This window comes from uncultured Eudoraea sp. (assembly GCF_947258925.1).
Lineage (GTDB): Bacteria > Bacteroidota > Bacteroidia > Flavobacteriales > Flavobacteriaceae > Eudoraea.
Genome location: NZ_CAMYKG010000042.1, coordinates 20,082 through 42,082 on the forward strand (window position 1 = coordinate 20,082; position 22,001 = coordinate 42,082).

Consider the following 22,001-nt stretch of genomic DNA (forward strand, 5'->3'; position numbering starts at 1 on the left):
TACATTTCGTTAAAAATTGAATAAATTCATGTTAAGGTCTGTGATCTCACCAAGCATATGAAGATAACTAAGTTGAAAAAAATACTACTTATTTGCTCTTTATCATATTTCACTCTTTTTACTGGAGCCTGTACATCGACTAAAGTTGTTAGAAAATTAAACAAAACTGTTACAGGTACTTTAAAGCTGGAAACTTTCCAAAATCACTTTACGGGGATTATGATCTATGATCCAATTGCCATGGATACTTTATACCGTTTCAACAGCGATAAATATTTTACCCCGGCGAGTAATACAAAAATTTTTACCCTTTATTCCTCCTTGGTCATGCTGCCCAAAAACCTGCCGGCATTGAAATATTGTATTATCAAGGACTCCTTGTTTATAGAAGGTACAGGTGATCCATCAATGCTTCATCCATTTTTTAAGGATAGTACGGTAATACAATTTCTAAAAGGTTTTAAAAATATAGCATTAAACCAAAGTAACTTCACAGACAGCCGTTATGGGCCGGGATGGGCCTGGGAGGATTACGATGGATATTATTCTCCCGAGCGAAGTGCTTTGCCAATTTTTGGCAATGTGGTGACCATATCTCACACCGATACATTAACTGATGCTTTAAATATATACCCAAATTCTTTTAAGGATAATGTTAGACTCTTGAAGCATCCTAAGAACAGGGATATTTCCACTAATATTTTCTATTTTGATCCACAAAGGAAGGACACACTGGAAATCCCTTTTAAGCTGGATAATGAAATTGTCCGGGTACTTTTAGAGGAGGCTTTAGACAAAAAAATAGGATTAACGAACAATATCCCCTGTGAAAACAAAATGGTACTGCCCGGTCTACCCACGGATAGCATTAATAAAAGGATGATGCAGGAAAGTGATAATTTTTTAGCGGAACAATTATTACTTCTTGCTTCATCAACTTTGTCAGACTCATTAAACACTGAAATTACCATTGGGCATATGTTAGAAAATCATCTGCAAGAATTAAATCAGCCCCCCAGATGGGTGGATGGGTCCGGACTCTCGAGGTACAACCTTTTTACTCCCGAATCCATGGTATATGTTTTAAATGCGATGTATAAGGAATTTCCAAAAGATCGATTATTCAGTTTATTTGCCGAGGGCGGTGTTTCGGGCACAATTACCGACTGGTACCCTGGTAATCCTGATTCTTATGTTTATGCCAAAACAGGAACACTGGGTAATAATCATAATATTAGTGGCTATCTGATAACAAAATCAGGTAAAACCCTAATCTTCAGTTTTATGAATAATCATTTTACAAATTCTACCAGTGAGGTAAAAGAACAAATGGAATATCTATTTAAATGGATAAGGGATAACCTTTAAAGTAAGTGGTTTAAACTGGCATATTGTAACAACATAATCGTTTTTGCATCTTTGATTTCCCCATTCACTAGCATCCCCATGGCTTTATCAAATGAGATTTCCAATACCTCAATATTCTCACTTTCATCTTCAGCACCTCCGCCTTCTCCTATTTTCATTTGATCTTCATATTCCCCGATAAAGAAGTGTAGTATTTCGGTTACAGATCCGGGAGACATATAGGATTCAAATACTTTCTGCACCTGGTTTATTTTGTAACCGGTTTCTTCCTCCACTTCTTTTTTAATACAGTCCTCCGGATGAGCCCCATCCAAAAGACCCGCACATACTTCTATCATCATTCCGGATGTATTTCCATTGACATAAGTGGGCATTCTGAATTGTTTAGTAAGGATAATGCTGCCTTTTTTCTTATTAATCAATAAAATAGCCGCGCCATTTCCCCGATCATATACTTCGCGCATCTGATTCTCCCAATGCCCGTCGCTCTTTTGATATTCATAGGTGTACTTGTATAAAGTATACCAATTATCTGATAAAACCTCTTTTCTGATCTTTTGGATGTTGCTTTTACTCATGTTGACTGAGTTCCATTTTAAGGTGAATAAAGTTTGATTAGACTGTTAGTGCATTGTTCAAATACCTTCTAAAAGGAAGCATTTCTTTATAAACATCAATAATACTTTCTTTAAAATCATCACTTAAAACCTGTTCTTTGGTAAGGGGGTAAACCACCCCAAAAGATTTGTGCTGTAATAAGTCAAGGTAAGGATGCTCTTTGGTAAACCCCTTAGGGGCAGATTTCAACTTTTCATCAACATATAGAGAACCAAAGCTGGTTTTAAATGATTCTTTATTTATGATTTTCAATAATTCTTCCCCATTATAATCTATGGCATCCCTTATACTTCGGAGCGCCTTTGGTTCTGGTCGCCAAATACCCCCTGCAAGCAAAGATTCATTTATCCCAATCTGAATATAGAAATCCCCTGTACCGGGTGCTTTATCTAATCCGGCCCCAAAGTGATCCTTATAAACCGGTTTATTTGGATGGAACATGAGGTTATTATTAATCCTGTTGATTCCTTTTTTGCCGGGAGTAGGATAATAATATTGGTCTAAACCAGCCAGGGTTTGATCCACATCATCAAGCCATAGAATGAATTCTTCCCTGATTTCCCTGTACCTCTTTCGGTTATTATCCATCCAGAGCTTGGAGTTATTCTTTGCTAAAGCCTCTAAGAAATCAAATAGTTTTTTAAAATCCATCAGGAAACCAGTCTAGTATCTATTTGTATTGGAATTTTGTTCAGAAACGGTTGTCGCCGTCCAGAAGATCCCCCAATCCTCCTAAAATACTACCTTCGCCTTTGTCCTTTCCCCCTCCTTTAGGTGCAGCCGCCAAAACTCTTCCGGCCAGCCTGCTAAAAGGCAGAGATTGAATATAGACCGTTCCGGGACCTCTCAAAGAGGCGAAGAAAAGGCCTTCACCACCAAATACGGTATTTTTGATTCCTCCAACAAACTCAATATCATAGTCAATATCCTTTGTAAATCCAACAATACAACCCGTATCCACTTTTAAAATCTCACCGGGACCTAATTCTTTCTTGGCGAGGGTACCACCGGCATGAACAAAAGCCATACCATCTCCTTCCAGTTTTTGCATAATAAAACCTTCCCCACCAAACAAACCCCTGCCAAGGCGTTTAGAAAATTCTATTCCAATTGAAACCCCTTTAGCCGCGCAGAGAAAAGCATCTTTCTGACAAATAAACTTTCCCTGTTTTTCGGATAAATCAATCGGTACTATCTTCCCCGGATATGGAGAAGCAAAACTAACTTCTTTTTTAGACTGACTAACATTTAAAAAAGCAGTCATGAATAAGCTCTCACCTGTAAGTATGCGCTTACCAGCGGAAAATATCTTTCCAAGAACACTGTTATCCTGATTTGATCCATCTCCAAAAATGGTATCCATCTGTATATCTGTGTCCATCATCATAAAGCTGCCAGCCTCGGCAACCACTGCTTCTTGCGGATCCAGTTCTATTTCTACATATTGCATTTCTTCCCCGTAAATCTGATAGTCTATTTCGTGTGCATTCATTATTAAAATTTTAGGTTAACATTAATTAGTTGATTTTAATAGCAAAATGTTACAATATCACATCACATTACAAAAATCAGCTTCTTAGTTTTACAGTCCACTCAAAATCAAAAGTAGAAACCACAAGTCCCTGTTCGTTTAATCCCACGGATTTCATCCAAAAGGTTTGGCCCTCTCCGGTGGCTATTGTTTGGTCCAATGCTTCTTTTATTTTATGTCCATCTTGGCAGGTGAAGGTGATCTTACCCGTTGCCTTTTTAGAAAAATTCGCTTTATTATTGGCTACAAGCATGGATATATTTTTCCCGCGCTCCCTAATTTGTGTACTTACCATAGCCCCGGTTGAAAATTCAGCCGCCATTCCCTGTACAGCCCAGAACATAGATTTAAAAGGATTCTGATTAAACCACCTGTGTTTTACCGTAACTATGGCTTTTTCATGATCTATATATCGAAGACGTACACCACTCCACCAGGCCGATGGTAACTTAAAAAATATATAGACATTGAATTTCCCGGCGTTCATGCTCATTGAAACTAAAATATTTGTAAATGTAGAGATTATTGTTCAACCAATAAATGTTAAATTAGTGTTAAATTATAGTACTATGTTTTGCACAATACCTTCTTTTGTATATATATTTGCATAAGAAACTAATATGCCATGACAGAGACATTGACCAAACACGAAAGAAATTTATCTGCAGTTATTCATGCATCTACCCTGAGCAAGTACTTTATTCCATTTGGAAACTTCCTTTTGCCACTGGTACTGTGGATTGCAAATAAGAACGAAAAAAGCTTTGTGGATTATAATGGTAAGCAAGCGCTAAATTTTCAAATTAGCCTCTTATTGTACTCCATTATCTTGGGAATCATCGCAGTTCCATTTATTCTTGGATTTTTGCCGAACATTTTTGATGGGGGTTTTTTCAACCTTCGCCATTATAATGAGTTCAACAATATCAACTTACATTTTTTGGGTGAAAATTTACATTTTGGATGGTGGTTATGGCCCATTGGAATTACGGGTATGCTTCAAGTCGGCCTGTTTATCATTAATATCGTTTACACCATTTTAGCAACATTGAGAACAAATGAAGGTGAGTATTTTAAATACCCGATAACTATAAATTTTATAAAATAATAATCAGTCTTAATCAAGCTGAATTATTGGAATTATTCATCATAAAAAAGGAGTTTAAACATCGATCAAATGAGTTAGTAAAAACGAACAGTTAATTAATAGAATTATGAAATTATGAACGTAGAAAACACAAAAGCACAAATGCGCAAAGGGGTTCTGGAATATTGTATTCTCTCCATTTTGGAAGGGGAAGACAAGTATGCCTCCGAAATACTCGGAACCTTGAAAGACGCTAAAATGCTTGTGGTTGAGGGTACAATCTATCCCCTGCTAACAAGGCTAAAAAACGCCGGGTTATTAAATTACCGGTGGGAAGAATCAACCTCGGGACCACCCAGAAAATATTACGGACTTACCGAAACAGGAAAACTTTTCCTGAAAGAATTAAATATTACATGGGACGAGTTGAGAAGTGCAGTGAATTTGGTTACCAATGCTAAAAATATCTAACAATGAATAAAACAGTAAATATAAATCTCGCAAATATACTTTTTCATATTGATGAGAAAGCATTTAACAAATTACAGCGATATCTGGAATCCATTAAGCGCTCATTTGCAGGAACGACAGGTAGCGATGAAATCATTGCTGATATCGAATCCAGGATAGCTGAACTTTTTCAGGAGAAAGTGGAAAACGACAGACAGGTTATTACTCTTAAAGAGGTGGATGAGGTCATTAATGTCATGGGGCAACCTGAAGATTATATGGTCGATGAAGACATCTTTGAAGATGAACCCAGAAGAACTGGTGAACCACGTCAAAGAATTAAAAAACTATACAGGGATATCGACAACAAATATATTGGTGGGGTATGTGCCGGATTGGAACATTATCTCGGGTTAGATGTGATATGGCTACGCCTTATTTTCATAATACTGGCCATATTCACCGGTGGGTTTGGATTTATTGCCTATATCCTTCTGTGGATTTTGGTACCGGAAGCGGTAACAACTTCTCAGAAATTAGACATGCGTGGCGAGCCGGTAAACATCAGTAACATTGAAAAAAAAGTCAAAGAGGGTTTTGATGACGTTGCGGATAAAGTAAAGAGCGTAGACTATGAAAAAGTAGGTAATAAAGTAAAAAGTGGTGGACGGACATTTTTTGATGCCCTTGGCGATATCATAATGTTTTTATTCAAAGTTTTTGGAAAATTTATCGGAATCCTGTTAATAATTATAGGTGCAGCTACTTTAATTGCTCTCTTTGTTGGTCTGTTCACAGTTGGAATTTTGGATATAGTACATATCCCAGGTATCGATTTTTATGATATGGTAAATTCCACGTCAGCACCGGTTTGGCTTGTTTCCCTGCTTTGCTTTTTTGCAGTAGGAATTCCATTCTTCTTCCTGTTGTACCTGGGATTGAAAATTCTAGTGACCAATCTACAGTCTATCGGAAACATAGCTAAATTCTCCTTGCTGGGCTTGTGGTTACTATCCATAATCGGATTAACTGTCCTTGGTATTCAGCAGGCTTCAGCTCATGCTTTTAACGGAACAATTACGGTAAAGGATGACCTGAATTTTAATCAGGGTACTGACAGCCTTCGAATTAGCTTAAGATCCAGTGAGCTTTACGAAGATCAGGAAAATGTTGGCATAAACGGGATGACAATTGCTTATGATGAAAATGGGGATAGAATATTGTTTAACGACGATGTACGCTTTGACATCAGGAAATCTGAGGATTCCATAGCTCATATTCGAATCAGAAAGGATGCAGATGGCAGCTCTTTTAGTGCAGCAAGGGATCGGGCGAGCGAGATCAATTATAATTATGCGACAACCGGCAATACGCTGTTATTAGATAATTTCCATACTACAGATGCCAAAAACAAAGTGAGGGACCAGGAAGTGCGTGTCACGGTTTTTTGAATCTGCAAAACGTCACATAGGACGACTTACACGATATGACCAAGACATTTATCGAAGCGAAATTGTGGATTATCAGTGGCTTATGAATGCCAATGGTGTACTGCAGTGCCTGGACTGTCCGGAGGATCTGGAACAGGAAGATGATGAAATTGAGGATGGTCGAATAATTATAAATGGAGAAGGTGTAGATATTGACATCAAAGACAACGGGGATTCCTTTAAAATGAAAATTGATGAGGATGGGGTACGAATCAAAACCGATGATAACAACTGAATCTCAACAATTCGTAATTCGAATTCAACAGTTCAGTAATTCAAATTCTATATTTCAAATAAAAACAGAGAATTTTAACCTATAAATTAAAAACAATCATTAATCAAATCTCAAGTGCAAATTTGGGTAATACAAAAACAACTATCATGACAACTTTAGCAAGAATTACAATCGCATTAATCCTGGCACTCTTTTTTTCCTCTTGTGCTTTCGATATTAGTTTTGGTGACGGCAAAAAAGGAAACGGAGTTATAGCAGAAGACCGCCGCGAGATTACCGATGAATTTACGGTGGTATCAGCCTCAGAAGGTCTGGATGTTTATGTCACACAAGCCAAAGATTTTGAAATTATGGTGGAAGCCGACGAAAATGTTATCGATCTAATCGGAACAGATATCAGAGATGGTAAGTTAAAAATCCATGCCATAGAAAATATTGGAAGAGCAACTAAAAAAGTATATGTGTCCATGCCGGATATTACCGGACTTCAATCATCCAGTGGTGCGGATTTAATAGGAAAAAGTGTAATTGAATCAGATAAAATAACATTGCGTGCGAGTAGTGGATCTGATTTACAAATTGAATTAAACGCAGACGAAGTAGATGCAGATACCAGCAGTGGGGCAGATATTAAAATATCCGGAGAAGCAAACGTATTGCATGCGAGTGCAAGCAGTGGATCAGATATTAAAGCCAGGGATTTCAAAGTGCAAACCTGCCGCGCTAATGCAAGTAGTGGGGCGGATATTTCAGTAAATGTCTCTGAATCACTTATCGCAGATGCCAGCAGTGGTGCTGATATCTCATATACCGGGGAAGCAACTGTACAAAAGAAAAAATCTGTTTCCGGTAGTGTACATAAGAACTAAAAGAAATATTAAAATTATACAGCATCCCAAATTATAATTGGTAGATCCCGGCTAGAATGCCGGGGTTTTATTTTATGATATATGGGATTTATTTATATTAGTAGTAAATAACCCGTTAATGGATCTCAGCCTAAAGGAGTACCTCTTACCTCTAAAACATACTTTTACTATTTCAAGGGAATCACATGATTTCCAATCCACACTAATAGTCTCACTTTCATCAGCTGGCTTTACAGGTTATGGGGAAGCAACTTCCAATACATATTACGGGATAAGCTGTGAAAGCATGATCTCTGAAATTGAAGCAATTCGCCCGACCATAGAGGCCTATAATTTTAAAACTGCAAAAGAGTTTTACACGTTTATTGCGGCAGAGGGTTTGAGTAATTTTGCCCTTTGTGCACTGGACCTTGCCGCTCATGATCTTTATGGAAAGATTTTGGGCAAGCCCTTATATGAGATCTGGGGTACATCTATTGATAACTATCCCATTTCGAATTATACTATTGGCTTGGATACTGTTGATAAAATGGTTGCTAAAATGAGGGAAAAACCCTGGCCCATTTACAAAATTAAATTAGGTACAGAAAATGATGTAACAATTATAAAAGAGCTGCGTAAACATACATCCGCAATCTTCAGAATTGATGCTAATTGTGCCTGGACTGCTGCAGAGACTATCCACAATGCGCCCTTGTTAAAGGAGTTAGGCGTTGAGTTTTTAGAACAACCATTAAAAGCTGATGACTGGGAGGGAATGGAAAAAGTAATGCATCATAGTGTTCTTCCTGTAGTTGCAGATGAAAGTTGTATCCATGAAAATGATGTAGCCAAATGCGCTCTGCATTTTAATGGGATAAATATAAAATTAACCAAATGCGGCGGACTAACGCCAGCCTTGCGAATGATAGATAACGCAAAGCAATTAGGACTAAAAGTAATGGTAGGTTGTATGACCGAATCAACGGTCGGAATTTCTGCAATTGCACAGTTATTACCCATGTTGGACTATGTAGATATGGATGGGGCAATGCTATTGGCTGACGATATTGCAAAAGGGGTTATTATTGAAGATAGCGGCCGTGTTGTATTTCCAAAAATAAATGGCAGCGGAATAGAACTAATAAGATGACTGCAGATATCGATTCTTTTCCCGGTCGTGAGATTACCATTGATCAGCGGAAATTCCTTTATTTTGGTGGAACCTCCTATTTTGGGGTGCAAGTGGATATTGACTTCCGGAAAACCTTTATTGCAAATATTAAAAAGTATGGCACCAGTTATGGCGCATCCAGAAACTCTAATATCCAGTTATCAATTTACGGTAAAGCCGAAAAATATCTTGCGAATTGGGTAGGTAGCGAAGATTGTGTGACCTTATCTTCCGGGTATCTGGCAGGCCAATTGCTATGTAGCTTATTTAATAACAATAAATATAGGCTGTTTTATACACCAAATTGCCATTCTGCCCTATACCAATCCGATGTTAAACCTTATATTACCTATTCTGCGTTGAATATCGCACTAAGGGAGCATCTGGCATCTGATTCGGGAATAACTCCTGTAATCCTGTTAGATTCCATTGATTTCTCTGGTTATAATTATCCGAAGTTTGATGGATTGCGATCGCTTCCTTTAAGCAAATGTGTGCTAGTGGCCGATGACTCCCACGGTATTGGTCAAATTGGACCCGGAAATAGTGGGATTTTTAGTATCCTTTCCAAATTTGAACCAAAAGAGTTACTGGTATGTTGTTCCGTAAGCAAAGGATTAGGGATTGATGCAGGTGCTATTTTTGGAACTAAGATCTTGTTGCAAAAGGTTAAGAAAACGGATTTTTTTGCAGGGGCTTCCCCGGCATCGCCAGCGAGCATGGCTACATTAATACAAGCCCAACCAATTTATAAGACCAAAAAAAAGATCTTGGATGAACATACAATATTATTTTTAGATCAGATAAATGATCTGGGAAATTTCAGCTTTATCCCCGGATTCCCGGTATTTGGATATTCTAAGCCCGGCTTAACTAAATTTCTTTACAATAATGGTATTATAGTTACAGATTTTAATTATCCTTCTGAAGCGACCAGTATAAGAAGCAGGCTCGTGTTAACTGCCTTGCATACTGAGAAGGACATCACAAAACTTGCATCATTGGTTAATTCCTTCTTTGATATACCATTAAACCAATAATCAGCCCTCACTAATTCTTAATTTAATCACTGAGAAACAGTTATTTTTATAAAAAAAATTGTAACTTTTAACGTATATTTAAGAATCATTTTAAAATACACTAACATGAAGAAATTAATGGGCTTGGTTTTATTGATGGTGCTCCTGATCGGTGCTGCTGCGCTAACATCTTTGAAACCTGATACGATGCATTCAATTGAAGGCACATGGGAGTTACAAAGCTTTTATAACTACGATGGCGAAAATGTTATTGATACCGTACCTCTTGCCGAAGGTTACAGACAAGTTAAAATGTATTACAACGGTAAGGTAATGTGGTCTCGTACTACTTCGAGCGATACCAAAGACGCCGATGGGAATGACGTTGTTGGAAGGTTCGGCTATGGAACTTATACATTAACGGAGAATGAGTTAATAGAAACCATAGAATACGGCGATAAAGGTATGATGAGAGATCTGGAGGCTCTAAGAAAATTTACTTTTGAGCTGGTACTGGGAAATGAAACATATAGTCAAATAAGTACTGATGCCGAGGGTGAACGAACTTTTTCAGAAAACTACAAACGAATAGATTAAGAATAAATTAGCCATAAAAAAGACCGCCATCCCTGGCGGTCTTTTTTATTAAGTGTGGTGAAAATTTAAGCTATTTTTCAGGAAACTGCTTGCGGAGATTCTATAGTAGCCAAATAGCGTTCTGCATCCAAAGCTGCCATACAGCCTGTTCCTGCTGCCGTTACGGCTTGTCTATATTCTTTGTCCTGAACATCTCCACTGGCAAAAACTCCGGGCTTACTAGTTTTGGTAGACTTACCAGGTGTTATCAAATAACCGGTATCATCCATCTCTAACTGACCTTTAAAGATATCCGTATTCGGTTTATGGCCAATAGCAACAAAGAACCCTGTAATAGGTATTTCTTCCTTTTCTCCTGTTTTGTTATTCACAATTCGTAAGCCCTCTACAACCTGATCCCCTAAGACCTCGTCCACTTCGGAATTATATCGAAGATCAATATTTGGCAAACTGTTAACTCTATGCTGCATAGCCTTGGAAGCTCTCATATAATCCTTACGGACCAACATAGTAACCTTGTTACAAATATTGGCCAGATAAGATGCTTCTTCCGCAGCTGTATCGCCTCCTCCTACAATAGCTACATCCTGACCTTTGTAGAAGAATCCATCACAAACAGCACATGCAGATACTCCTCCCCCTCGCAATCTTTGTTCGCTGGGAATGTTTAAGTATTTTGCTGTTGCACCTGTGGAAATAATAACCGTTTCTGCCTCAATAACTTTAGAATCATCTACAGTAACTTTATGAATTCCGCCAACCTCTTCACTGAAATCCACCGAGGTAGCCATTCCAATCCGGACCTCTGTTCCAAAACGTTCTGCCTGCTGCTGTAGCTGAACCATCATAGTTGGCCCGTCAATACCATCAGGATATCCCGGAAAATTGTCAACTTCTGTAGTTGTAGTTAATTGCCCCCCCGGCTCCATTCCTGTATACATAACAGGCTTTAGATCAGCTCTTGCGGCATATATAGCTGCAGTATAACCAGCTGGTCCTGAGCCTAATATTAGTGTTTTAACACGTTCTATTTTTTCTGACATAATCAACAAATTAAACTATACTTATTACTGCATAAAAGTAGGTTTTTCGAGCTAAACCTTACTTTAAAAGTTATAAAAAGTTATTATGATTCTATAAAAATATCATAGTCAATCCTTCGGGGCCTTTAATTTAATAAGTGCAGACTAATTGAAGTGCGTTTGCCGAAAGTTTGACCTAGATTTTATTAGGCAAATCAAATTAAGTCAATCTTTTATACCAAATTTAGTCAAAATATCTTCCATTAAACACCATTTGGTAAAAGAAGACTGCAACAAGTTAGCACCAACAAAAGCGGTAAACCACAACCAATTGATATTCACATAAATCGCTAATAATAAGCTAAGTAAGATAAATGTTCCGGCTACTGCCCTAACAATTCTATTTTTCATAATTTGAGTTTTATATTGATCTTTCAATGGGAACTACAATGGCCTTTACAGGATTATTAGTTACCAGGTTATCATTAAAATTTGTAATCAAATTGAAAAGGGTATCAATTTTTTCATCTTCTGTAAAAGAAAAAAACAGGCTTGATTCTACGCCTCCTTTCACACCCGGAAACCAATTTGAAGTCATTAATAGAGATGCATGCTGTTTATATCCATCAATTTCAGAGCCGCTAAAATTTTCAATATTGGCTTCTTTAAAAAGTTTTAGAATAGCTTCTTCGTATTGCTCAACAACAGTTACAATTAGTAGTTTCATATCGTGTGATTTTTTCGTTCTATTAAATAATATACCAGTGGTACCACTAACAAAGTAAGGACTGTTGATGCAATTGTACCACCCATTAGTGAAATGGCCAATCCCTGAAATATGGGGTCAAAAAGGATAACAAATGCTCCAATTACAACAGTACCTGCAGTTAGAAGGATTGGAGTGGTACGAACTGCCCCGGCTTCTATAACCGCTTGTTTTAATGGAACTCCTTCCGTAACCCGAAGATTAATGAAATCTATAAGCAATACCGAATTCCTTACCATAATTCCTGCAAGGGCAATCATCCCAATAAATGAGGTGGCAGTAAAGAATGCATCCAATAACCAATGCCCTAAAACGATCCCAATCAGAGAAAGTGGAATTGCTACCATCATCACAACAGGTGCTTTAAAATTCTGAAACCATCCCACAATCAGGATATAAATAATGACAATTACCCCAAGAAATGCTATTCCCAAGTCCCGGAATACTTCCAACGTAATCTGCCACTCCCCGTCCCATTTTACAGTATAATCATCTTCAAAATCGGGTTGCTTAATATAGAGTTCGTCCAGCTTATAGCCTTCCGGAACATTTATTTCCTTTAATTTATCTGTCATCCCCAAGATAGCATAGACCGGGCTCTCCAATTCGCCAGCCATATCAGCAGTCACATAAACCACCCGTTTTTGATTTTTTCGATATATGCTTTTGGCTGAAATGGTTTTATTAATTTCTGTCAAATCACCAATACTATTCATTGTACCCATTTGGGACTTGACTTTGAGTTGTGAAATATCATTAATAGTGGATTTCTCTTTTTCATCCAGGGATAGTACCAGTCCCACCTGGTTGGATGCATCTTCATCATACAGATTAGTAATTGCCCCATCAGAGAGAGCTAAATTTAAGGTTTGGGTAATTTGCGCCGGTGCCACACCATATAGCATTGCCTTTTGCTTATCAATGATGAATTCATACTCGGTTTGATCTGCCTCTACCATCCAATCCACATCCACTACATCTTCGGTGTTGTTTAACAGGTTTTCTAACTGATTGGCGACAGAAATCTGCCCGTTGTAATCAGGTCCATAAATTTCTCCCACAATAGTTGATAAAACCGGGGGGCCCGGAGGCACTTCAACCACTTTTATGTTTGCATTGTATTTTTCTCCAATTTTTCTAATTTCCGGACGCATGAGACTGGCTATCTCATGGCTTTGAGCTTTCCTATTATGCTTGTCCACAAGGTTTACCTGGATATCGGCAACATTGCTTCCTTCTCTTAGATCATAATGCCTGACCAGCCCATTAAAGGTTATCGGAGCCGAAGTTCCAACATAACTCTGATAGGTTATAACCTCCGGACGTGTTGCTAAATACTGGGAAATTTCTTTTGCAACTACAGCAGTACGTTCAAGAGTCGTACCCTCCGGCATATCTATTACCACCTGAAATTCATTTTTATTATCAAATGGGAGCATTTTTACGGCAACGGACTTTGTAAAAAACATAGCAACAGAAGCCAATAATAAAAAGAAGGTTATTCCCAGGAAGATCCAGCGTTTCTTTTTGTTTTCGAGCAACGGTTTCTCAAATTTCTCATAGAACTTATAGATAAGGGTTTCCTCTATTTGTTTCTCTTCTTTTTTCTTTCCCTTTTTTTCCTTTTCGCGAAGAAATATAAAACCGAGGTAAGGTGTAATTGTAAGTGCCACAAACAAAGACAATATCATAGCAATTGAAGCTCCGATAGGCATAGGTGACATATATGGCCCCATTAACCCGGAGACAAAGGCCATGGGCAATACGGATGCAATAACCGTAAAAGTTGCTAAAATTGTCGGGTTCCCAACTTCATTTATAGCATAAAGTGCGGCTTGTTTGAACGGCAAACGCTTCATTTTGAAATGGCGGTGCATGTTTTCCGCAATTATGATAGAATCATCCACTACAATACCTGTCACAAATACCAGAGCGAAAAGTGTAATTCTGTTCAGTGTATAGTCTAACATATAGTAACTGAGCAGCGTAAGGGCGAAGGTAATCGGAACAGATAAAAAGACCACTAATCCACCGCGCCAGCCCATCGCCAACATTACCACAAAGGTTACGGCAATAATTGCACCTATGAGGTGCATAAGTAATTCAGACACTTTTTGAGAAGCAGTTTCACCATAATTACGGGTAACTTCTACATGTACGTCTGAAGGGATCAAATTTCGTTTTAAGTGATCTACTTTATTGATAATAACTTCAGAAATCTTCATTGCATCTGCCCCCTTTCGTTTGGCTATGGAAATGGTAACAGCAGGATATTCAGAATTATAATGTTGTGCATTTTCACTTGCCTGTCCAAAACCAAGGGCAACATAATTTTTTGGCAATTCGGGCCCGTCAAATATTGTGGCAATTTGCTTGAGGTAGATGGGTTGATCTTGCTGTACCCCTACTACCAGATTTTCAACATCCTGTGTAGTTTCCAAAAACCTTCCGGTTCTTACTATAAACTCTGTATCATACTTATCAAAGGATCCGCTACTAAGCTGACTGTTATTGGCTTTAATCATTTGGGCAACGGTAAGGAAATCAAGACCGCTTTCCGCCATCCTATCTTTATCCAATACTATGCGCAGCTGCCTGTTTCTGCCGCCAATTTTTTGTATGGCTGAAACATCATTTATCTTTTCAATTTCATCTGTTAGTTCCTGTGCTATCTGCTTTAATTGGTAATCATCATAATTTTCACTCCAGAGCGTTAAGCCCAGCATTGGTACATCATCAATAGCCCTGGTTTTAACCAAAGGAAAGGTTACACCTTCCGGCATGATATCCATATGCTTATTAATTTCATTATAGAGCTTAACAAATGATCTTTCAATATCCTCGCCCACATAAAATTGTACTATAACCATAGCCTGTTCATTCATCGAAGTAGAATAAACATATTCAACACCTTTGATATTGGAGATAAGTTTTTCGAGTGGTTTGGATACCCTGGATTCAACTTCGGCCGGGCTGGCCCCCGGGTAACCCACAAAAATATCAGCGATGGGAACGTCAATCTGAGGTTCCTCTTCCCTTGGAATTAAAAAGGAGCTATATACCCCAATGATCATAAAAACGATCATCAGGAGCACGGTTAGTTTTGATCCTATAAACGACTTTGCAATTTTTCCTGCTAATCCTTCTTTCATATGCTTATTATTCCTTTAGATTTTGTTACCCAACAATTGTCTCATATAACAATTACTGATCTACTGTATGGATATTTTCGCCCCATTATATAATTTACCATTAGATGAAAGAATAAAACTTTCACCTGTTGTTAAGCCCGATAAAACCTCAACCCTATCACCATAAGACCGGCCCAATCGAAGCCATCTGAGTAGTGCTGTATTACGTTCACTCACTGTATAAACCCCTGATAATTGCCCTTTTTGAATAATCGCATCAATAGGGATTAAAACTGCTCTGGATTGATTATCGGCTGCTACAGGAAAATCAACTGTGGCATACATCCCGGATAAGATTGGGACGTTTGTCTCTGATAAGGCCACTTTAACATGGTATTGTCCACCGGTATTTTTAGATGAGCTACTTAATTCAACTACTTCTCCCTCAATATTTTCATTTATGGAGTTTAGGCTCACTGCCACTTTCATGCCCTTTTTGATTTTTGTTATATCAGATTCCGGTACTAAAGTCAATACCTGATACTTCCCAGGGGCTTCTACTTCAAGAAGAGGCATTCCCGGACTTGCCATATCTCCCGGTTTTATAAACTTATTGGTAACCACCCCATTAAAAGGAGCCCGCAGATCTGAATAAGAAAATTGTGCATTCACTTCATTTTTCATTTGCCTTGCGGCTTCCAATCTCGCTTTAGACATATTATAATTCGCCGTTATATCATCCAGCTCTTTCTGTGTGGCACTATTTTCGTTAAATAATATGGTAAATCTCTTCAAGTCTTTCTCAGAGTTGTTATAAGCTGCTGTAGCCTCAGCAATCCCGGCATTAACCTGAGCAAGCTTGGCAGAAAGATCCGTATTATTGATGCTCAACAACAACTGCCCTTTAACAACCTTATCCCCTATCTGCACATGTATTTTATTTACGTGCCCCATAATGCGGGTACTCAGGTTGGCACTTTTAACAGCTTCTATCTTACCACTGGTTGAAATCACAGGATGACTATCAAGCTCACCTACCTTGCTTACTTTTACAGCAATTGCCGGCAGATTGGTATTCTGCACCTCCTTATCTGTTTTTCCACAGCTCCATAAAAAAAGCATAACAAGTATGATATATATTTTTTGCATATTTCGATTTCTTTTGATTATCAATTTTTAATTATTCTTTGGTTAAATATGTTATATAGGCTACCGCAGAATTATGCTGAAAAATTGTAAAATAATATTCCAGTTGCTTCCGGGCATATTGCGTTTCCGCAGAAAGCAGGTCCGTTGTTTTTTCCAAACCCTGTGCAAAACGATTACTACGAATTCTAAAAGCTTCCCTTGATTGTTCTAAAGCGAGAGCAGTAAGCTCCAGATTATTTTTGGTATCCTGCAGCATACGTCTAGCCTTGTTTAACTCAACCTGACTCTCTGATCTATATAGCTCTAATTCCAATTTGGCTTTTTCAAATTCCGCCTTGCTTTTATGTGCTTTGCCGAAACGTTTCGTTCCGTTTAAGATATCCCATCTTAATTCTGCTCCAAAGAGGTAGCCGCTGGCGCCACCCCGGAACACTTTTTCATCATGCAATTCGTAAGTTCCAAAAGCATTCAGCTTAGGTAAAAAGCTCATTTTATCTGATTTATATATTTGATAATAAGCCTCTTTAGATGATTCCATTGCCAAAATATCTTTTCTATTTTCTGATACTTTTATCATAGAAAAATTATCCGTAAAAACTTGAAGGGTATCTGCAGGAGTCCAAATGTTGTAGGTAGAGTCGTTCATCATGACCGACAAATAATTAGAAGCATTCTTAATATTACTCTTTGCATACTGCAGTTGATTTTCAATTTCAGTTGCCCTTACTTCTACAGCCAGTACATCGGATCTTTGAAGGTATCCTTGTTTAAAACTGTTGTCGGCCAACCTCTTGTTCTCCATTGCAGTTTCTTTGGCCTTTTCCAGAACTTCTACGGTTTTATAAGCCAGTTGCAACTGCATATAGGCTTTTTCCACCTCCATGGTTAAATAATCACGGGTACGTTCAGATTGGTATTCTGTGGCATTGAGTTTAGCCTTCGCCGCCTTGCGCTGGTAAAAGCCATCGAAATTCAGCAAAGGCTGCTGAATCTCAAAACGGGTTGCATAATCCTCAATTTGACGTGGGTTGTTCAGTAGGTCAGGATTAAAATCGGCTTGGGTGACAATTTGCTGATTTAGTTTTACCCCAAAAGCCATTAACGGATTATTAGTGGCCAAACCTGTATGTGACACACTAATATTTGGTAAAAGCACGGCATTGGTTTGTCTATAATCACCTTCAGCAGAAATTATGCCCTTCTCAGCAATTTTTAAAGAGGTATTCTGCTCCATTACTCGGTTCAAAACCTCCCCCCTGGTAATTAGTACATCCTTTTGCGCATTCAGCATAAGAACGCTAAGTAAGGCCAGTATTTGTAATATATTCTTCATCAACCAATAAATTTGAAGCAAAATTAGTTTTAGAAAAATGCGCAGACAGTAACCAATGTTACCAATATCCGGTGACTTTTGTTACAGAATATTTAAGACATTTTACTTATATGGGAAGTATAGGGCCCTGATTAATATAGTATCTGATTTGGATAATTGACCATTTAGAGTTTGGTACCGTAAGAGAGATCACCCGCATCGCCTAATCCAGGAATTATATACCCTTTACCGGTTAGTTCATCATCAATTGCAGCAATCCACAGATGGGTATTTTCAGGAAAAACACTTTTTACATATGCAATTCCGGAAGTAGAACCAATTACAGAAATTATATGAATTTGTTTGGGTTCGCCATGTCCTTTTAAGGCCTTGAAAACATTCTCCAGCGTCTTTCCTGTTGCGAGCATGGGGTCTGTTAACACCAATGTTTTACCACCCAAAGCGGGAGCAGCAAAATACTTAACAATGACATCAAAATCGTCTCCTCCGTCAGGATGTTGTCTGTATGCCGAAATAAAAGCGTTCTCCGCTTTGTCAAAATAATTTAATAGCCCCCTATGTAAAGGCAGCCCTGCTCTTAGGACTGAACATAGGACTAAATTATTCAATGGCAGGGCCATAGGTTTATATCCAAATGGTGTTTGAACTGTACTTACTTTATAATTCAGTGTTTTACTTAGTTCATAACAAAGGATTTCCCCAATCCGCTCAATATTCCGTCGAAAACGCATGGAATCCTTTTGAATGTTTATATCCCTGAGTTCAGCAACAAATTGATTTAGCAAGGAGTTTTCAGCTCCGAAATTATGAATGATCATAACCTGAATTTTAAAATGAGAATCTTACTAAATATAAGAAAAATGAATTGAACAATAGGTTGCAAATTGGACTTTAAAATTTACCCATGTCTTTTATTTTATGAGAAGTGCGCCAAACATAAAAAACTCGAAATCTAGTCGTGTTATACGATTTTTAGTAGCATGCTATTTCCTTGCTGTCCCTAAAAATCATTTTGAGATTAGTAACATTTGTTACATGCACTTTATTAAATAAATTCTTAATTTTAATATTTTGGATATAAACTAATCTAATGAAAAGACGAAACTTTGTTAAAAAGGCAACTTTAGGTTCCATGGCATCAGTAATAGGTGCGGATATTGTATTTGGTGCGGTTCTTCCAGAAGGCTATAAACCTCTGGCTCTACAGGACCCTGACCCTTTTAAAATGTTTGAAAAGGACACCGGAATGGAAGTGTTGAACGATAAACCATGGAATATTGAGGCAAAGGCCCACCTTTTGGATGACAAAGTAACACCAAACAAGTTTATGTTCATTCGAAATAATGGCCTAATCCCGGAAAATATAGACATAAATAAATGGACTTTAACTTTCGACGGGGAATCGGCACGCCAACAAAAAACATATACGCTAGCAGAATTAAAATCTAAATTCCCGCAGTATACCTATCAATTAACCCTGGAATGTGGTGGCAATGGAAGAAGTGAATTTGATCCACCGGCAAAGGGAAATCAATGGACGGTTGGGGCTGTTTCCTGCGCTAACTGGACCGGAATCAGATTAAAAGACGTTTTGGAAGATGTTGGACTAAAAGATGACGCGGTTTATATTGGGTATCATGCTGCAGATATACACTTGAGCCGGGACCCTGGGAAAGAGCCAATTTCTCGAGGTGCCCCTATAGCTAAGGCAATTCAGGAAGAAACCCTCCTGGCCTTCAAAATGAATGACAAGGATATACCTTTAGCTCATGGTTACCCCTTAAGACTGGTGGCCGGGGGTTGGCCGGCCTCAGTTTCAGGAAAATGGATTAACAGGATTAGTATCAGAAATAAGGTGCATGATGGTCCTAAAATGACTGGTACGGCATACAGAGTCCCTTGTAATCCGGTTGCGCCGGGTGATAAGGTTAAAGATGAGGATATGTGTATTATTGAATCTATGCCTGTGAAATCTTTGATCACCTATCCCAAATCAGGGGCCATGATCAATAAAGGCAAAAAACTGGATATCCGGGGCCATGCCTGGGCAGGTGAACTTGAAGTCTTAAAAATGGAATATTCAATAGATTTTGGTTCCACATGGCAATCGTGTCCTCTTGAAAAACCGGCAAACAGACTGGCATGGCAGCATTTTAAAGCTTCTGTAGAATTCCCAAAGGAAGGTTATTACGAAGTTTGGGCTCGCGCTACGGATTCCCGCGGAATAAGTCAGCCAATGCTTTTACCCGGCTGGAATCCGAAAGGTTACCTGAATAACGCATGTCACAGGATAGCAGTAAAAGTTACGTAAATGCAGGAACACTCAACGTTTAAACAACAGGTAAAAGCCATATATAGGCTTATGGCAGGTTTATTCGGTTTATTCATTGTGGGGGCTGTTGGAATCCTCTTGTTGTTGTCAAATCCTGATTGGACCAGAAAAAAAGCACCGGAAACGGAGCAGGAGTATGTTGCTATTCCGGAAGAGGACGATTTCGACAAAATTGAAAATGGGATCCATATAAGAACCGGACTTGTTGATGCAGAAGGTCTGATGACGGTAGTAAACAATTGTACCAATTGCCATTCTGCAAAATTGGTCACCCAAAACAGGATGAACGAAGAAAGATGGATCGCTACTATCCGATGGATGCAGGAAACCCAAAATTTGTGGGACCTTGGAAAAAATGAAGAAATTATAGTAGACTATCTGGTAACAAATTATCCGCCGGGGAAAAAAGGAAGACGGGAAATTTTATCCAACATTGAATGGTATGATCTCAAGGATTAGCAAATTTGCTCTATTTTGTTTTTTGCTGGTTTCATGCAACGAAGTAAAAGAAAAACCAGGTATTGCCCAAAATGATTATGTGTCAAGAGAACATCTTATTGAGGCAAAAGAACTGGCTGGAATTTTTGAAGATAAAAATATAAAAATAGTTGATTTCAGAAGTCCGGAGAACTATCAGACAGGGCATATATATGGATCTATAAATATTTGGCGTACAGACGTTTCAGATAACTCACTCCCTTACCAAGGAATAAGAGCAGATAAGGAAAACATTGAACGGCTCTTTAGTAGGTTAGGTATAGAAAATAACGATCTAATTATAATTTATGATGATAAAGGATCGTCTGATGCAGCACGTTTATGGTGTATCTTAGATGAGTATAATTTTGATTCTGTGAAGATATTAAATGGCGGTTTAAAGAGCTGGGTAGGGACAGGTGAAAAACTTACTGTAACACCTGTAAAATACGATCCCACGCAATTCATCCTTCCCGAAAAAGGCAATGAGGATATATGGATTGATAAGGAAGAACTAATTAGCTTACTAGGTAACGAGGACAGTAATATTATTATTGTTGATTCTCGCAGTTCAGAAGAATACAGTGGAACCCTCATTAAAAAAGGAGCATCAAAAGCAGGGAGAATACCAAATAGTATTCATATAGATTGGGCAGAAGCGATTGATCTCAGGAATAGTAAAAAGTTCAGGTCTATTGAAGAATTGCAAGTGTTATACAACGCCCTGGAAATGAATTTAAAAGATACAGTTGTTGTTTATTGCCATACCGGTTACAGATCATCTTTAACTACCTTTGTACTGCAAGAGTTAATGGGGTTTGAAAATGTCAGGAACTATGATGGATCCTGGGTGGAATGGAGTTTTTTTGACGAATTACCTTATGAAAAAGATAGTTTAATATTATAAAATAAAAAGTTATGGAAAAATATATCGATGCGTTTGTCTCAGCTTTTACAGGAAGTGTAGAATGGACCTGGAAGTCCATCCTGTTTGAAGTACCCTGGTATACCAATTATTTTTGGGGCCTTGTGGGTATTTCATTAGTCGTTTGGATTCTTGAAATTCTTTTCCCCTGGAGAAAAGACCAATCAATTTTTAGAAAGGATTTTTGGCTGGATGCTTTTTATATGTTTTTTAATTTCTTCCTTTTCGCAATTGCCATTAGTGGTTTCTATAAATTGTTAGAGGCTCTATTTAGCGATTTGGGTATAACAGCCAAAAGCCTGGCCATTGTAGATATTTCTTCATACCCCATGTGGTTGCAATTACTTTTATTTTTTATTGTTCTGGATTTTGTACAATGGTTTACGCACATACTCCTTCACAAATATTCCTTCTTATGGAATTTTCATAAAGTACACCATTCTGTTAAG

General features: G+C 38.1%; 23 protein-coding genes and 1 pseudogene. 13 read left to right on the forward strand and 11 right to left on the reverse strand.

All coding sequences use genetic code 11. The annotated features are described in order from the left end of the window. Nucleotides 1–72: 72 nt before the first annotated feature. Nucleotides 73–1,368 carry a D-alanyl-D-alanine carboxypeptidase gene (locus Q0X77_RS13400; RefSeq protein ID WP_297798192.1) on the forward strand — a complete coding sequence of 432 codons (1,296 nt, stop codon included), beginning with the start codon at nt 73–75 and terminating at the stop codon, nt 1,366–1,368. Here the strand turns inward: Q0X77_RS13400 and nudK are convergent. The 4 genes from nudK to Q0X77_RS13420 form a co-directional block, all read right to left on the reverse strand. After that, complete coding sequence (nudK, locus tag Q0X77_RS13405) at nt 1,365–1,946, reverse strand: GDP-mannose pyrophosphatase NudK (RefSeq protein WP_297798194.1); 582 nt, start codon at nt 1,944–1,946, stop codon at nt 1,365–1,367. The genes Q0X77_RS13400 and nudK overlap by 4 nt on opposite strands. A 37-nt stretch (nt 1,947–1,983) precedes the next feature. Continuing rightward, nucleotides 1,984–2,637, reverse strand: a complete 654-nt coding sequence (locus Q0X77_RS13410; protein WP_297798196.1) for a DUF2461 domain-containing protein — start codon at nt 2,635–2,637, stop codon at nt 1,984–1,986. 40 nt (nt 2,638–2,677) lie between these two features. Continuing rightward, nucleotides 2,678–3,478 (reverse strand): TIGR00266 family protein, encoded by an 801-nt coding sequence (locus tag Q0X77_RS13415; RefSeq protein ID WP_297798198.1) that lies wholly within the window; start codon nt 3,476–3,478, stop codon nt 2,678–2,680. A 76-nt stretch (nt 3,479–3,554) separates the two neighbouring features. Beyond that, nucleotides 3,555–4,010 carry a DUF4442 domain-containing protein gene (locus tag Q0X77_RS13420; protein WP_297798200.1) on the reverse strand — a complete coding sequence of 152 codons (456 nt, stop codon included), beginning with the start codon at nt 4,008–4,010 and terminating at the stop codon, nt 3,555–3,557. Between the two features lie 132 nt (nt 4,011–4,142). Between Q0X77_RS13420 and Q0X77_RS13425 the strand changes: the two genes are divergently transcribed. From Q0X77_RS13425 to Q0X77_RS13455, 8 genes are all read left to right on the forward strand, one after another. Then, nucleotides 4,143–4,625, forward strand: coding sequence for a DUF4870 domain-containing protein (locus tag Q0X77_RS13425; protein WP_297798202.1), 483 nt, complete (start codon nt 4,143–4,145; stop codon nt 4,623–4,625). A 114-nt stretch (nt 4,626–4,739) separates the two neighbouring features. Continuing rightward, nucleotides 4,740–5,075: a PadR family transcriptional regulator gene (locus Q0X77_RS13430; protein WP_297798204.1), complete on the forward strand. Its 336-nt coding sequence runs from the start codon at nt 4,740–4,742 to the stop codon at nt 5,073–5,075. Nucleotides 5,076–5,077: 2 nt separating this feature from the next. Beyond that, on the forward strand, nt 5,078–6,505 hold the full coding sequence (locus Q0X77_RS13435; RefSeq protein WP_366939232.1) for a PspC domain-containing protein: 1,428 nt from the start codon (nt 5,078–5,080) through the stop codon (nt 6,503–6,505). Continuing rightward, nucleotides 6,489–6,779, forward strand: a complete 291-nt coding sequence (locus Q0X77_RS15405; protein WP_366939233.1) for a hypothetical protein — start codon at nt 6,489–6,491, stop codon at nt 6,777–6,779. Before Q0X77_RS13435 ends, Q0X77_RS15405 begins: the two co-directional genes overlap by 17 nt. 146 nt (nt 6,780–6,925) lie before the next feature. Further along, the gene (locus Q0X77_RS13440; protein WP_297798206.1) at nt 6,926–7,648 is read left to right on the forward strand and encodes a head GIN domain-containing protein; all 723 of its coding nucleotides are present in this window, start codon (nt 6,926–6,928) and stop codon (nt 7,646–7,648) included. A 118-nt stretch (nt 7,649–7,766) separates the two neighbouring features. Continuing rightward, entirely contained in the window at nt 7,767–8,780 is a 1,014-nt protein-coding gene (locus Q0X77_RS13445) for a dipeptide epimerase (protein ID WP_297798208.1), read from the forward strand. Beyond that, nucleotides 8,777–9,841, forward strand: coding sequence for a pyridoxal phosphate-dependent aminotransferase family protein (locus tag Q0X77_RS13450; RefSeq protein ID WP_297798210.1), 1,065 nt, complete (start codon nt 8,777–8,779; stop codon nt 9,839–9,841). Before Q0X77_RS13445 ends, Q0X77_RS13450 begins: the two co-directional genes overlap by 4 nt. A gap of 105 nt (nt 9,842–9,946) precedes the next feature. Beyond that, nucleotides 9,947–10,417: a hypothetical protein gene (locus Q0X77_RS13455; RefSeq protein ID WP_297798213.1), complete on the forward strand. Its 471-nt coding sequence runs from the start codon at nt 9,947–9,949 to the stop codon at nt 10,415–10,417. Between the two features lie 77 nt (nt 10,418–10,494). On the opposite strand, the gene trxB is transcribed toward Q0X77_RS13455, so the two are convergent. From trxB to upp, 7 genes are all read right to left on the reverse strand, one after another. Further along, nucleotides 10,495–11,460, reverse strand: a complete 966-nt coding sequence (trxB, locus tag Q0X77_RS13460) for a thioredoxin-disulfide reductase (protein WP_297798215.1) — start codon at nt 11,458–11,460, stop codon at nt 10,495–10,497. A 204-nt stretch (nt 11,461–11,664) separates the two neighbouring features. Then, nucleotides 11,665–11,850: a DUF2892 domain-containing protein gene (locus Q0X77_RS13465; protein ID WP_297798217.1), complete on the reverse strand. Its 186-nt coding sequence runs from the start codon at nt 11,848–11,850 to the stop codon at nt 11,665–11,667. Nucleotides 11,851–11,860: 10 nt separating this feature from the next. Continuing rightward, the gene (locus Q0X77_RS13470; RefSeq protein WP_297798220.1) at nt 11,861–12,166 is read right to left on the reverse strand and encodes a hypothetical protein; all 306 of its coding nucleotides are present in this window, start codon (nt 12,164–12,166) and stop codon (nt 11,861–11,863) included. Continuing rightward, a complete protein-coding gene (locus tag Q0X77_RS13475) occupies nt 12,163–15,357 on the reverse strand; it encodes an efflux RND transporter permease subunit (protein WP_297798222.1) in 3,195 nt (1,064 codons plus the stop codon). Before Q0X77_RS13475 ends, Q0X77_RS13470 begins: the two co-directional genes overlap by 4 nt. 60 nt (nt 15,358–15,417) lie before the next feature. Next, complete coding sequence (locus tag Q0X77_RS13480; RefSeq protein WP_297798224.1) at nt 15,418–16,485, reverse strand: efflux RND transporter periplasmic adaptor subunit; 1,068 nt, start codon at nt 16,483–16,485, stop codon at nt 15,418–15,420. Between the two features lie 31 nt (nt 16,486–16,516). Next, nucleotides 16,517–17,818 carry a TolC family protein gene (locus Q0X77_RS13485; RefSeq protein WP_297798226.1) on the reverse strand — a complete coding sequence of 434 codons (1,302 nt, stop codon included), beginning with the start codon at nt 17,816–17,818 and terminating at the stop codon, nt 16,517–16,519. A 164-nt stretch (nt 17,819–17,982) separates the two neighbouring features. Beyond that, entirely contained in the window at nt 17,983–18,636 is a 654-nt protein-coding gene (gene upp / locus Q0X77_RS13490; protein WP_297798228.1) for a uracil phosphoribosyltransferase, read from the reverse strand. A 272-nt stretch (nt 18,637–18,908) separates the two neighbouring features. Here upp and Q0X77_RS13495 point away from each other — a divergent pair, with 272 nt between their 5' ends. The 4 genes and pseudogenes from Q0X77_RS13495 to Q0X77_RS13510 all read left to right on the forward strand — a co-directional run. Then, nucleotides 18,909–20,129: a sulfite oxidase gene (locus tag Q0X77_RS13495; protein WP_297798230.1), complete on the forward strand. Its 1,221-nt coding sequence runs from the start codon at nt 18,909–18,911 to the stop codon at nt 20,127–20,129. Then, nucleotides 20,130–20,609, forward strand: coding sequence for a monoheme cytochrome C (locus Q0X77_RS13500; RefSeq protein ID WP_297798232.1), 480 nt, complete (start codon nt 20,130–20,132; stop codon nt 20,607–20,609). Continuing rightward, entirely contained in the window at nt 20,593–21,534 is a 942-nt protein-coding gene (locus tag Q0X77_RS13505) for a sulfurtransferase (protein WP_297798234.1), read from the forward strand. The genes Q0X77_RS13500 and Q0X77_RS13505 overlap by 17 nt, the downstream gene beginning before the upstream one ends. Before the next feature lie 11 nt (nt 21,535–21,545). After that, nucleotides 21,546–22,001: pseudogene (locus tag Q0X77_RS13510) on the forward strand (sterol desaturase); the annotation flags it as partial.